This is a genomic window from Bacillus sp. EB106-07-01-XG149, from assembly GCF_058791555.1.
This window is the reverse complement of record NZ_JBYTDP010000008.1, coordinates 76691-90541: the sequence shown is the minus strand read 5'-3', so window position 1 is coordinate 90541 and position 13851 is coordinate 76691. Positions and strand designations below refer to the sequence as shown.

Annotated in this window: 17 protein-coding genes; 2 read left to right on the top strand and 15 right to left on the bottom strand. The window is 35.8% G+C overall.

Annotated elements, in window-relative coordinates; genetic code table 11:
• Positions 1–5: 5 nt before the first annotated feature.
• The 4 genes from AC3WTA_RS24570 to AC3WTA_RS24555 all read right to left on the bottom strand — a co-directional run bounded on the left by AC3WTA_RS24570 (position 6) and on the right by AC3WTA_RS24555 (position 2832).
• Positions 6–584 (bottom strand): TetR/AcrR family transcriptional regulator, encoded by a 579-nt coding sequence (locus tag AC3WTA_RS24570; protein ID WP_033657689.1) that lies wholly within the window; start codon positions 582–584, stop codon positions 6–8.
• A gap of 151 nt (positions 585–735) precedes the next feature.
• A complete protein-coding gene (locus tag AC3WTA_RS24565; protein ID WP_000539678.1) occupies positions 736–1050 on the bottom strand; it encodes a DMT family transporter in 315 nt (104 codons plus the stop codon).
• Positions 1051–1052: 2 nt separating this feature from the next.
• A complete protein-coding gene (locus tag AC3WTA_RS24560) occupies positions 1053–1397 on the bottom strand; it encodes a DMT family transporter (RefSeq protein WP_000796014.1) in 345 nt (114 codons plus the stop codon).
• A gap of 1075 nt (positions 1398–2472) precedes the next feature.
• Positions 2473–2832, bottom strand: a complete 360-nt coding sequence (locus tag AC3WTA_RS24555; protein WP_000288054.1) for a MerR family transcriptional regulator — start codon at positions 2830–2832, stop codon at positions 2473–2475.
• Positions 2833–2969: 137 nt separating this feature from the next.
• On the opposite strand from AC3WTA_RS24555, the gene AC3WTA_RS24550 reads away from it, so the two are divergent.
• On the top strand, positions 2970–3740 hold the full coding sequence (locus AC3WTA_RS24550; RefSeq protein WP_000878087.1) for an SDR family NAD(P)-dependent oxidoreductase: 771 nt from the start codon (positions 2970–2972) through the stop codon (positions 3738–3740).
• A gap of 66 nt (positions 3741–3806) precedes the next feature.
• On the opposite strand, the gene AC3WTA_RS24545 is transcribed toward AC3WTA_RS24550, so the two are convergent.
• Both AC3WTA_RS24545 and AC3WTA_RS24540 read right to left on the bottom strand, forming a co-directional pair.
• Positions 3807–4262, bottom strand: coding sequence for an N-acetyltransferase (locus AC3WTA_RS24545; protein ID WP_000689153.1), 456 nt, complete (start codon positions 4260–4262; stop codon positions 3807–3809).
• A 128-nt stretch (positions 4263–4390) separates the two neighbouring features.
• Positions 4391–4885 carry an Lrp/AsnC family transcriptional regulator gene (locus tag AC3WTA_RS24540; protein ID WP_000446101.1) on the bottom strand — a complete coding sequence of 165 codons (495 nt, stop codon included), beginning with the start codon at positions 4883–4885 and terminating at the stop codon, positions 4391–4393.
• Between the two features lie 205 nt (positions 4886–5090).
• On the opposite strand from AC3WTA_RS24540, the gene AC3WTA_RS24535 reads away from it, so the two are divergent.
• Positions 5091–6002 (top strand): DMT family transporter, encoded by a 912-nt coding sequence (locus AC3WTA_RS24535; protein WP_001146286.1) that lies wholly within the window; start codon positions 5091–5093, stop codon positions 6000–6002.
• 32 nt (positions 6003–6034) lie between these two features.
• Here AC3WTA_RS24535 and AC3WTA_RS24530 read toward each other — a convergent pair whose 3' ends face one another.
• The 9 genes from AC3WTA_RS24530 to AC3WTA_RS24490 all read right to left on the bottom strand — a co-directional run bounded on the left by AC3WTA_RS24530 (position 6035) and on the right by AC3WTA_RS24490 (position 13826).
• Entirely contained in the window at positions 6035–6517 is a 483-nt protein-coding gene (locus AC3WTA_RS24530) for a DUF6241 domain-containing protein (protein WP_000758757.1), read from the bottom strand.
• An 87-nt stretch (positions 6518–6604) separates the two neighbouring features.
• Entirely contained in the window at positions 6605–7006 is a 402-nt protein-coding gene (locus AC3WTA_RS24525) for a nuclear transport factor 2 family protein (protein WP_001126716.1), read from the bottom strand.
• A 155-nt stretch (positions 7007–7161) separates the two neighbouring features.
• Positions 7162–7566 (bottom strand): DoxX family protein, encoded by a 405-nt coding sequence (locus AC3WTA_RS24520; RefSeq protein WP_001077758.1) that lies wholly within the window; start codon positions 7564–7566, stop codon positions 7162–7164.
• Between the two features lie 152 nt (positions 7567–7718).
• Complete coding sequence (locus tag AC3WTA_RS24515) at positions 7719–8792, bottom strand: DUF871 domain-containing protein (protein WP_492333054.1); 1074 nt, start codon at positions 8790–8792, stop codon at positions 7719–7721.
• Between the two features lie 48 nt (positions 8793–8840).
• A complete protein-coding gene (locus AC3WTA_RS24510) occupies positions 8841–10205 on the bottom strand; it encodes a PTS transporter subunit EIIC (protein ID WP_000711310.1) in 1365 nt (454 codons plus the stop codon).
• Between the two features lie 24 nt (positions 10206–10229).
• The gene (gene murQ, locus AC3WTA_RS24505) at positions 10230–11114 is read right to left on the bottom strand and encodes an N-acetylmuramic acid 6-phosphate etherase (RefSeq protein WP_000892378.1); all 885 of its coding nucleotides are present in this window, start codon (positions 11112–11114) and stop codon (positions 10230–10232) included.
• Positions 11115–11269: 155 nt separating this feature from the next.
• Positions 11270–12133, bottom strand: coding sequence for a MurR/RpiR family transcriptional regulator (locus AC3WTA_RS24500; protein ID WP_000648178.1), 864 nt, complete (start codon positions 12131–12133; stop codon positions 11270–11272).
• A gap of 29 nt (positions 12134–12162) precedes the next feature.
• Entirely contained in the window at positions 12163–12477 is a 315-nt protein-coding gene (locus AC3WTA_RS24495; RefSeq protein WP_001223246.1) for a hypothetical protein, read from the bottom strand.
• Positions 12478–12602: 125 nt separating this feature from the next.
• Complete coding sequence (locus tag AC3WTA_RS24490; protein WP_050552155.1) at positions 12603–13826, bottom strand: cation:proton antiporter; 1224 nt, start codon at positions 13824–13826, stop codon at positions 12603–12605.
• Positions 13827–13851: the final 25 nt, after the last annotated feature.

Below are 13851 nucleotides of genomic sequence, written 5' to 3'. Positions count from 1 at the left end.
TCTTACTACTTCTTTATATGTAGTGCATGTGTTAAAAAATCTAGTACTTCTGCCTTTTGTAGCTCGACTTGCTCTTCATCTTTATGATCATATAAATAAACTTGTTCTGCTGCTGATTCAACAAGGGCGATAAATAACTTCGCTGCTCGCTCTGCGTGAACCGAATCACGAATTTCACCAGCTTCTTTCGCCTCACTTAAAAATTCGCTTAGCCACATATAAAGAGGCTCATACACAGCTTCCCATTCTTTTATATGTTCTGTAGATGCAAGACCCGCATACATTAAAGCTTGTATTTCACGATATTCCGCTATAAAGTGAAACACCGCATCTATTACTTGCGTCACTTTACTTGAGAAAGGCGCATCATTTTGCACTTTTTCTTTCACTGCAAGTATCATCTTTTCAACCATCACTTCTGCTATTGCAGGCATAACAGATAACTTAGAAGGAAAATATAAATAGAAAGTTCCTTGTGCAATGCCAGCTAATTTCACGATATCAGAAATCTTCGTTTTTTCAACGCCCTTCTCCTGAAACACTTCAATAGCTGCATAGACAATTTTTTCTTTTTTATTCATCAGCTAAACCCTTTCACACACATATTGAATGACTGTCACTCATTTTATAAGATAATCGATTGTACTGTCAATGATAGTGAATTCTAAGAGGAAATCATTTTTTAATAATAAAAATCTCCTAATAAACCATTAGGAGATAAAATACAATATATCTTTAAGAAAGAGCCTTTAATCCTGTCACTCCGCATACAATAAGAGCCACACTAATGATACGTGCTTTACTTTTCGACTCACCAAATAGGAACATGTTTAATAAAACGGCTCCTGCTGTTCCAATACCAATCCAAACCGCATACGCGACACTTACTTGTAAAAATAAGAAAGATGTATACAAGAATGCAAAGGATGTAGCAAACCCGCCTATATAAATCGCGCCATTTGCTAACGTCTTTTCTTTACTATACATTTTCAGACCGATCACACCGACTATTTCACTAATTGCAGCACAAAATACGAAAAACCAACCCATCTTTAAGCAGCTCCTTCCACAGTTTCTTCTTTATTATCAGCTAACTTTAAACCGATAACGCCAGCTACAACCATCACGATAAAGAATAACTTTCCTACACTAAAACTTCCGCCGAAAAGGAATACATCCATTAAGAAAGTCCCTACCGTACCAGCTCCGGCAAAAATGGCATATACAGTGCCTGTCGCAAGATGTTCACACGCTTTAGAAAGGAAGTGAAAATCAACAGCGATAACTCCTAAAATAATAATCCAATGCCACCAAGTATCGGCTGTATTAAAACCAAACACCCAAAAAATTTCAAAGATACATGTTAATATGACATATAACCAAGCTCTATTTTTCATACCTCTCACCTCTCATGACTGACTATCAGTCATTTTTTTGTTTTAAAAACATATTCTCTTTCATCACTACTATATATAAACAACTATCATCCTCATTTACCATTATATTTGTTCCATTTCCAAGCTAACTGCATCCTGCCACACAAAAATGACTGAATGTCATTCATATGTATTGTACATGAATATTTTAAAAACTGTCAATGCCGAAAGATTATTTAAAATTTCTTTCATCCGATTTGTATATTTCCTAATAACCTGTCAATACTGCTAGTAACATAATATTTTCTCCACTCCCCCTTGGAGAGATCCCTTTAATAGAGCAGTTAGCTTGTGCTAGTTGCTCTTTTTATTTTTCATCTTTCATAATCCAATTCAATCGCATATTCACTTGATCCAAAATAAATATTTGCTTATGCAATACTATCACGATATTCCTCAATATGAATTCCCGAAAAGTCATTTCAGATTCATTTTAGATCTGATTTTCTTCGTTCTAAATCCGTAATGAGTTGTTTAATTTATTCAGATTTCAAGATGCACATCCTTTTCTACAAAATAGCATTTTCATTCAATTACCATTTCACTTTTTTGTTCTACAATTCGATATGCAATATTTCATATTTCATTATCGCAATATCACTTTATTAACCATCATTTTATATAAATGAGTTCCTATTATGCGTTAAATCAACATTTGTAATTTAATTCCTTATTTAAATCATCTAGATTTTATTTTTAAACACTATATTCGGATAATTATATTGGAATTTCCTGTTCTACACATCCAAGTACATCTTGTGTATTATGTAGGAGAAGAGTAATTAAAAGACTTACTCTTTGCTATTGAGGGAAGAGCCTGAGAGCCATATCAGGCTCTTCTTCGTTTATGTACCTTGTATTAAGATGCGATTTTCAGTGAAAAATCACATTCAAGAAATCATAATTTATCTACTATGAAAATATAAACACTAAATTTTCACATCCAATTTACCGAGCAGTTAGCCTTTGCTAACTGCTCTTTTTTATTTACCAGCACACTGTGAGATTAAATCCATTTTTATCATATATATGTTTTCTATTTATTTTCCAAAGAGGCTTTGTATGCAATAATTTTATTCTCAAGCATCTTTTCTGTAATTACTAAGTTTTCTCTTTGAATCTGAATAGATTTCCTATGATCTTCTAGGAGCTGTAAACGAGCTTCGGTTGTATGCTCCCCTTCTAAATATAACCTAGCGTATTCTCTTATTTTCGTTATTGGCATTTGCGTTTGTTTTAATTTCATAACAAACTGCAACCACTTTATATGCGACTCTGCATACATTCGATTCCCATTTGTATCGCGATTTGCAATTAATATATTTTCCTTTTCATAATAACGTAGTGTATGTGTACTCACTCCTATTAATTTAGCCACCTCGCTAATTGTGTACATACTCTAACTCCCTCCACGTGCTTACCCTCATATATTTTATAGCCTTATCAAATTCATAAAAAACATTTGACTTAGAGTATACTCTAACAAATAAAATCTAACCATAATATATTTATTTGAACTTAGGGGGATTTTATATGAAATACACTGTTATTACTGGTGCTAGTTCTGGAATTGGCTATGAATCGGCTTTAGCCTTTGCAGCTCGCGGAAAGAACTTAATACTTGTAGCTCGAAGACAAGAAGAATTAGACGGATTAAAATTAAAAATTAACGAAATGAATCCGGAATTGGATGTTGTTATTCGAAGAACGGATTTATCTATCACGAAAAATGTTTATAAGCTGTATGAAAACCTACAAGCCTTTCAAATTGAAACGTGGATTAACAACGCAGGGTTTGGTAATTTCGCCTCAATTGCTGAACAAAATTTAAATAAAATAGAAACGATGTTACATGTAAATATAGAAGCACTAACAATACTCTCCTCTCTTTTCGTTCGAGATTATTCAATGGTTGATGGCACACAGCTTATTAACGTTTCATCAGGCGGTGGATACACAATCGTTGCTGATGCTGTTACGTATTGCGCTACGAAATTCTATGTAAGTGCATTTACAGAAGGTTTATCTCACGAATTGAAACAACAAGGTGCAAAACTGCAAGCAAAGGTTTTAGCACCTGGTGCAACTGAAACAGAATTTGCAAAACGTTCATTTGATATTGATGAGTTCCAATACGATAATGTTGTACCGAAATTCCACACCGCAAAACAAATGGCACAATTTATGCTCGATCTTTACGATAGCGATAAAGTTGTAGGGCTTGTCGATGGTTCTACTTATAACTATGAGCTTAAAAATCCCATTTTTAATTTTGCGGTAAGAAAAACGAATTCAAGTTCTTAATTTCCCTATAATATAGAATCCCACTATTACGTAAATAATAGTGGGACTTTTTTCTCTCTGAAAATTTCACCCAACATACCGAATCATCGCCACCTCATCACAATAATCAACTTTTGGACAATGCCTACAATCAATCCATACTTTCTCTGGTAACGCACCTCTATTCACAAAATCAAACCCGCACTTTTGAAAAAATTCCGTTTCATATGTTAAAGAAATGACTCTATTCACTTTTATTTTCGCTGCCTCATTTATTACATGGTTCACTAACATGCGACCGATTCCTTTCCCTGCATATGTATGCGAAACGACTAATGACCGGACTTCTGCAAGGTCCTCCCCTAACACATGTAAACCAGCAACTCCAACGATTTCTTCTCCTTCTTTCATAACATATAAGCATTGTAAGTATTGATAGAGAGATAAAAGAGAACGCGGTAAAACAACTCCCTCTTTTGCATAAACTTCAATGAGACTATAAATTTCTTTCACATCACTCGTAACCGCATTAAAGATTTTCATATTATATCCCCTTGCCCCTAATATTAATATTTATAACCCAAAATGAATTTTAATACATAATTTTATATAATAATACATCTCTCTTTTCTCCCCGTCAATCACTTTATACAAACAAAAAACCAAGCATTCTAATCGATGCTCGGTTCCTCATTTCGGATCGGTAATACTGTCGAATATTTAATTTCACGAAGTGCTAAACTCGTCTGTATCCTTGTAATACCAAGCTTATTCAGCTTTCTAATAAAATGCTCCAGCTCTTTACGATCACGATTTGCAACTTTTAATAAATAATCATACTCTCCTGTTAAACAGTGACATTCTAACACTTCCGGCATCGATTCTAATTCTTTTTCCAACACGTCAAGTTTATCCGATTGATGAATATTCGTACTCATAAAAATGAAGCATAACAAATCAAAACCAAGCTTTTCTTGATTTAAAATGGCTACTTGCTTATCAATGAACCCTTCTCCATCTAATCTTTTTATTCTCGCATGCATCGCAGCTGGTGATAAATTAACGCGTCGCGCAAGCTCTGCATTACTTACTTGAGACTCCTTCTGCAATATATCTAAAATTTGTACGTCTAAATCATCTAACACTTTAATAACAGATGACTCCATTACAATTCCCCCTTTTTTCTTACCGATGATTATTCGAAAAAACATACCTTAACTTATTCAGAACTGAACCTTTTATTACAAACTACATCTAAAACAAAATATTTTATTGACTTTTAACCATTATACAAAAGAATATATTACACAATAAAGAAAAATGCTAAAATTATTTACAATTCATATTGATTACAACAAAGGGGATTTTAGTATGCCTTATTTTTATGTCTTTTTACTATTACTAACGAGCTTATTATGGGGAGGAAATTTCGTCGTTGGAAAATCGCTCGTTAATCACGCGTCTCCGATGACACTTACAAGTTTAAGATGGATGATTGCGATCGTTTGTTTATTACCGATGGTTTGGTTTAAAGAAAAGAAAATCATTCCACCACGTGCTGCAATACTTCCGTTACTACTAATGGGGATTTCAGGGGTCGCTCTTTTTAACATCTTTCAATTTCTAGCACTAGAAAAAACATCCGCAACGAATGTAGGGCTTATTTCTACATTAAATGCGATTTCAATTGCATTATTTTCAGTATTATTTCTAAAAGAAAAAGTAAATACACTTCAAATTCTATCCATGATTCTTTCATTCTTTGGGGTGGTTCTCGTCCTTTTAAAAGGAAATTTTACACTTCTATTTTCACTACATTTTAATAGCGGAGATTTATGGATGATGGCGGCTGTTTGTATTTGGGGAATGTATTCTGTTTGTAGTAAATGGGCAACAAAAACAACTACACCGCTCATGGCAACATTATACTCTGGTATTTTCGGCGTTATTTTATTACTGCCATTTAACATAGGGAGCTTCACTGTTACAAACATAAATACTTCTTTCCTAACATCACTTTTATATACTGGGCTTATTTCCACAGTTCTTTGTATGGTGTTTTGGAATATTGGCGTGCAAAAATTAGGAGCGACTACATCCGGTATTTTTCTAAACTTCAATCCGATTTTTACAGCTATTTTAGCATTCCTTTTCCTCGGCGAAGAACTAACGTGGATACAAATTTTCGGGACAATGATCGTTGTGACGGGATGTTATTTATTTTCTCATTTCAAAACGGTTACTGTTCAGCCAACTAGAGCTTTAATGCGAAAACATTCTTAATCAAAAACATCGCCATCAAAGTGGCGATGTTTTTATTTACCTTTCATTTCTTTCACATACTGCTTTTCTTCTTCTGGCGATAAACGTTCTGTTGCCTTTCCAGTATCACCACCTTGAATTTCCCACAAAAAGTTATGCTCCTCAACCGTTTGTGAAAAATCCCCTTTCTCCCAACGCTCTAAAGTCGCAAGTAACTTTGATTTATATTTAAAATTTGTACTACTTTCTACAGCCTTCTTGGCGCTAACAATTTCCTTAGTTGTCATTTCAATAAATCCCCATTTTTCAGAGGATTTCACTTTTTGATGTACCATCCTATGCATGGTAGAAATAATTTCATCCTCACTAAATTGTGGCTTCTCTTCCGCAACTTTCTTGTCCTTTTGGCTCATCACTTTTTGTGTTTTAAGACTCTTCTCCTCTTCCTCTATATAATTAAGAAGTTTAGTAACACCGAATACAGCTCCTATCGCAATTACAATGATTGTAATTGCCCCTATTATCCATTTCTTCATATTATGTACTCCCCATTCCCCTAATAATCACATAAACAAATGGAATCGCCTGCGCACAGTCGATTCCATTTGTTTCCTTATTTCATTTTAAACCTTCATCGCTTCTCGTACAATATAACTATCCACATATTGCTTGAATTTTACGATTTTTCCATTTTCAAGCTGCCATACATGAACAAACTCTGCTTCAAATGATTTTCCCGTTTCTTTATAAACTCCTGAATAAACACCTTCAGCAATAATTACATCTTTTCCGTTTACTTCATGGTACATATTTACACTCGCTTTATAATCATGCCATTCTGATCCTAATCGGCTAAATACATTTTCCATTATTGCTTCTACACCTATATAAGTTCCCCCATAAGGGAATCCTTTTGCCTCTGTCCATTCTACTTTTTCAGAGAGGGCTTCTACTAAATGTTTTGCATTTGAAGAAGCTGACCCTTCATACGTGCTTCGAATAATTTCTAAATTTGATTTAGGCATATTACTTCCTCCCGTTTTATTTATTTTTTACACGAGATGTAACCGATAATGTTACATCTTGTGTAAAAAAATATTTAAATTGTTTTATTCTTAATCCACTAGTTGTAATCATTATAGTTACAATTATGATTCAAGTCAACAATTTATAAATAAGTTTACTTCGCTTTCATTACTTTCTCTTTTACGAAGCGATCTACATATCCTTCTGCTTTTACAACGAATAAATACGCGCCCATTGCTAATAATGCAAGATCTAATTCATATCCTGGATTCTTTCCATCTCCTAATAAACCTGCTGCTCCATTTACCTTTACGATAGCTCCAGCTAAAATAAGAGCGAATAACAATCCTACATATCTTACGCCTAAACCGATAATTAATAATATACCACCAACTAATTCAACTGTTGCTACGCCATATGCAAGACCACCTGGTAAGCCGATGCTTGTAAACCATCCCGCTACGTTATCGATACCTGATTGAAACTTCGCTAAACCGTGTGCAAAGAACGTTACTCCTAACACGATACGAATCATTAAATTCCCAATATATTGGTTCATTTTAAACTCTCCTTTTTGTTTTGTTATGGTGAACTTTTATTCACAAGTCAAAACAATACGGTATTTCATTTCATTCGTCAAATACTTTTTTTAAGAAAACAAAAAACATTATCCCTTTTACGGATAATGTTTTCCTACAAAATAGCGCTAATTCAAGCTTTTACTCTATCGCACAAAAAAAGTTGAAACATTTTTCCAGCACCAACATACGGCAATAAAGACAAGTCCTCTTCTACAACCATTCCAACAACATTCACTTTCTCATCCTTAGGCAACTCATGTACAACAACTTGCATCTCTCCTGCATATCTACCGTACAATTCATTATCAATTGTAATGCTGCCTTTCTTTCTTGCAATGGCATCCATCGGCTGTAAAATCACTTTATTCTCCTCTCGTGATTCTACAGAACGAATGACATCACAAGCTGGATCTAGTCTATTTGTATGCACTTGTTCTACCATTTTTAATACTTCACTTTTCTTTATCAATGGCTCATACCGCAGCGGAATAATTCCTCTACTCGCGCTCGCTATCTCTTGTACACTTTCTACACTTCCGCTTATGTCCCCGATTAGCACCTTATCGACACCACAATCTTGTACAAGTTCTAAGTACGCTTCCAGCGGGCGCATATTGCGGTGCTTTTCTAACGTTGGTAAGCCTTCATATAACGGACCACGTTTTTCACCATCTCCCGGAATAAATGCCATCGTTTTTATTCCGCACTCATGTAAGTATTCGTTTTGTTTTTGTAAGAATGATTTTGCTAGTCCTGTTTCTGGACGCGGATAAAAATTATGCCAAGCTTCTACATTCGCTACTTTTATATTTTCTATGATTAACTCTTTCCAAAATGAATCTGTAATCGTACTCGCATTTAAAGCTACTTTCATCTTATGAGATACGCGTGCGATTTCTTTCGGCGTGATGCCGTAGTCCATTCGTAAACCAGTAATGCCCCAGTCTACTAACTCTTCGACATTTTCGTACGTCATTCCTAAATGGTATAACGATTTTGGAGAAACATCCACCATTAATTCCATGTCATATTTGAGCGCTTGCTTCCCAAGTATTTGAATTAACTCTTTATACGTACCAGGATCATCCTCTGGTATATGAATTGATGTAAAAATAGATAAAAACCCGTTTTCCTTCGCCACTTTTAGCCACTCTTCTTGCTTCTGTACTCGTTCTTTTGAAAGATAAATTGAAACTCCTATCATATGAATCTCCCTTTCTATGAATAGAAAAAGAGAAAGGAATCCCTTTCTCTATATGTTTTCTGCCATTTCTTCTTTAAATCCGAAGAAGTACGTAAAGATAAATCCAAAAGTATATGCCACAACTAACCCAAGGAAATATAATAAATATTTATTATCAGCAATTAACGGAATTAATGATAATCCTGATACGCCAATTCCGAGTGCGGCTGTTTTCATAACTGCTTGGAATGCACCACCGACAGCTGCACCTAAACAAGCTGTAAGAAACGGTTTCCCAAGTGGTAATGTAACCCCGTATAATAACGGTTCGCCAATTCCTAAAAAGCCAACTGGTAATGCACCTTTAATTACGTTACGAAGTCGTTTGTTTTTTGTTTTTACAAAAATCGCAATCGCTGCTCCTACTTGCCCAGCTCCAGCCATTGCTAGTACTGGTAATAAAGGCGTTACGTGCGTTTGATTAATAAACTCCATATGAATCGGTGTCAAACCGTGATGTAATCCGACCATAACGAGTGGTAAAAATGTTCCCGCAAGCACTGCTCCCGCAAACGCTCCACCAATACTTAAAATGCCGTTAATTCCGCTTGTAATTCCTTCAGATAAGAAACCTGCTACCGGCTGAATGGCTAACATCGTTACGATACTTACTACTAATACAGTAATGAGTGGTGTCACGATAATATCAACTGCATTTGGCACTGCTTTTCGAACTTGTCTTTCTACTACAACCATAAGCCATGCTGCAAAAATAACTGCAAACAATCCACCCCGTCCGGGTACGAGCGCTTCACCGAATAATTTTACATTCGCCATCGCCGGGTTAAAAATTAAAATACCAGCAATCGCCCCAAGAACTGGTGTCCCGCCAAATTCTTTCGCTGTATTCCAGCCGACTAAAATCCCTAAGAATGTAAAGATACCGCCGCCAATAAGTAGTAACATTTGTAGCCACGTTGCATTTGGATCAGCACCTGCGTTTTTCGCAAAGTTAGCAACCCCGTTTATAATTCCTGACGCAACAAGACCTGGAATTAACGGAATGAAAATACTTCCTATTTTTCGTAAAAAGTTTTTCACTGGTGTATTATTTTTCTTCTTAATCTCTGACTTCATCTCTTGCCCAAGATCTTCAAGATGATGATCTGCCACCTCACCAATTCGCAGTCCCGTTAAACCTTCCATTTCAGCAGCTACTTTATTTACTGTCCCTGGGCCAACAACAACTTGAAGCGTCTCATCTTCAATAACGCCCATAACCCCTTCAACCTTTTTCAAAAGGTCCATATTCACTTTACTTTCATCATGAAGCGTTAATCGCAGTCTCGTCATACAATGAGCAATGCCACGAATATTTTTTACTCCCCCAAGTTGCTCTGAAATCTCTTTGGCCATTCTCTCTTCTTTCTTCATAATAGAATCCCCCTCCCTATTATTTTATAGTGCCTTCTTCACAAACCCTTTCGCTTCTTTTAACTTTTCCAGTGCTTCCCCATACTCACACTGCAATAACACCATAACAATCGCAGCTTTCACATTACGTTCTGCTTTTTCATAACACTCTGCTGCTACTTCATAACTAACCCCTGTTGCTTCCACAATAATTCGTTTTGATCGTTCTACTAACTTTTCATTTGTAGATTGAACATCTACCATTAAGTTTTTATATACTTTCCCAACACCAATCATAGAAGCTGTTGAAATCATATTAAGTACTAATTTTTGTGCTGTACCAGCCTTCAAACGCGTTGAGCCTGTTAATATTTCTGCGCCTGTCTCCACTTCTACATTGAGTTTTGCATACTTACTTATTTCAGCATTTTTATTACAAGAAATACTCGCCGTACTAGCTCCCACACTATGTGCGTATTTCAATCCGCCAATTACGTAAGGGGTTCTACCACTTGCGGCAATACCAATCACTGTATCTTTCTCGTTTAATCCAATACTTTTCAAATCTTCTTCTGCTAACTCTTCGCGATCTTCGGCACCTTCCACTGCCTTAGTAAACGCTTTCAATCCACCTGCTATAAATCCTTGCACCATTTTATCTTCTGTGCCAAATGTCGGCGGGCATTCCACTGCGTCTAAAATACCTAAACGACCACTCGTACCAGCCCCAATATAAATTAATCGGCCCTCTGCTTCAAAAGATTTAATAACAGTCTGTACGACCTTTTCAATTTGTTCTATCTCTTTTTCAACTGCTAACGCAACAGTTCGATCTTCTTCATTCATACTCTGTAACACTTCTTTTATACTCATCTCATCTAGATTCGTCGTTTTCTCATTACGGTGTTCTGTCGATAAATTTTCTAACATATTGCCACCCTCTTTGAAATTATATTTCACACTTTTATTATAACTTCGAGAAATTAAAAATCAATATTACTTTCTTATTTTATGAAATAAAATTTCATAAAATGACATATTTGTGTCAAAGATAATAAAAAAGATGAGTCCCCTCATCTTTTCTTCTACTTTAACTTCCGTAACCGCACTGCTTCTTCTCGCGTCTCCATAAATTGATCCAACACTTTATTACCAATACGATTAAAAGTAATCACATATAAAGCATCAATCATATTCAGTTGTGTCATTCTAGAAGCAATACTTGCAATACGATGATCTTGCTCTACATCTGGCATACAAAGACGAATATCCGCCTCTTTATATAACGGTGATGATTGGTCAAGCTTTGTAATCGCAATAACTGTTGCACCTTGTCTCTTCGCATATTGCGCCATTTCAAGTACATCTTTCGTACGACCAGATGTTGAAATCGCAACAAATATATCGCCCTCTTTTAAATTCGTTACAAGCGGCAACATCATATGAAAATCAGATAGCATCATCGCTGTAAATCCGAGCCTTGTAAATTTATAAGCCCCGTCCATCGCCGGAGTAGCTGATCCGCCTACTCCATAAAATATAATTTTACCCGCATTTACAATACGATCTGCAGCTTTCTCAAGTTCCTTTTTATCTATCGCAGTAACGCTCGCCTCAATTGCAGCTTTATTCACATACGTAACTTTATTAAACAAGTCATACGGTCCATCTTCCGTATTCATAACTGAAAAATCATTAATATTATAATCAGCAATCGTCAATTCACGAACGAGCGCGATTTTAAATGCTTTAAAGCTTCCAATCCCAATCGACTTACAAAAGCGAACAACACTCGCCTCACTTGCGCCCGCATTCGTTGACACTTCTTTCGTCGTTAAGTTCGGAACAATTTCTGCATTCCCCATTATGTACATGGCAACCTTCTTTTCAGCTGGTGAAAATTGATCCATATTACTTTCAATTTTAAATAGTAATGTTGAAGCTTTCACTATTTAACCTCCACTTCTTACGGTTGCTTTCACTTATTTTCTCTTGCTTCAAAAAGATAAAAACCATCATCGCCAGGAGGATGGTGAACAATTACAGTTCGATCCCCTCTTTTATATGACGTTATTTCACCTTCAGATCGCTGTTTTTCCCATCCATGTATCCAAATTGCAAAGTCAGGTACAAAAGCAGTGTAATTATAGTCTTTCGGGTTTTCGTCTTCTACATAGGAAGAAAAAATAGAAACAGGAAAGTCTTTCACTTTTGACTCTTTCCATGCAGTAAATGGTATACATAGCGCAATAAGTATGATTATACCGATAACCTTCCCCTTCGTAATCCTCACACATTTTCTCTCCTCGACTTATCATATACGTAGATTTTAACATAATTACAACCTATTCACGCTATATGACTATTGCTTTTTCCAATAAAAAAAAAGCTTACCTACATGAGATAAGCTCTTCCTCTCTATACAAAATATTTTTTCAAAAGCGGCGGCGTAATAATCGTCGTTAATATAACAACAATAACAATCGCTGTGAAATTTTCTTTCGCTAATAAATTCGCCGCAAGTCCATTTGCTGCGATGATAAGCGCCACTTCTCCGCGCGAAACCATCCCCGCACCAATACTAATAGAAGATTGAAGGTTGAACCCTGTCAGTCTTGCTCCTAAACCTGATCCGATTAACTTTGTAAAAATTGCAATAAGCGTCATGATGATAATGAACCAAAGCTGGCTTCCGATACCTTGAAATGTAATTTCCATTCCAATACTTACGAAGAACACCGGTACAAATATCGCATAAGCAATCGGTTCAATTTTATGTTCTACTTCGTGCTTATACTCTGTTTGCGAAATGGCAATTCCGGCTGCAAATGCCCCAATAATACCTGCGATCCCCATCATTTCACTGTAATACGAAAATGAGAAACAAATAATAAGAGCTGCACTAATTAACGCCTCTGTTACGCGAAGTGGTACGAGCATTTTCATAATCCATGGAACAACTTTCCAAGAGATGAAAACGATACTGACAAAAAAGATAATTTTCTTTGCAATGACAAGCGTTACATTTACATCTTGTGTACCTAAAAAACTCATCACAAATGCTAATAAAATAACAACAATTACATCATCAAATACAGCTGCCCCTAAAATCGTCGTACTTTCTCTCGTATTCATTTTCCCTAAATCTCTTAATGTTTGAACAGAAATACTAACGGAAGTGGCACAAAGTAATAACCCTAAAAAGATCGCATGCGACTGTAACATTCCAAACGCAAGTCCCGCTAAATACCCACCAAGGAATGGGAAAATAATTCCCCCCATCGCTACTGCGAATGCAGATTTCAAATTCCGATTTAACTCTTCTAAATCTGTTTCAAGCCCTGCCATAAACATAAGTAGTAAAACACCAATTTCACTCAGTTCATCGATCAATTCAGAACTATTAATAATACCAAGCACAGCCGGACCGATAATAATACCAACGATTAATTTACCAAGTACAGAAGGCTGGCCAAGTCTCACGCTAATATCACCAGCTAATTTCGTACAAAGTAAAATGACGACAAGTTCAAAATAAAATAACATAACATCTTCTCCTACTTTATAAAGTGAAACTTTTATGAGTGGTTTTGTCACTCTGTTAACCCTCGTCCATTTCTGCAAGTAGTTTCCCCTATTCATCCGCATTTTATTTGTCATATTTTTA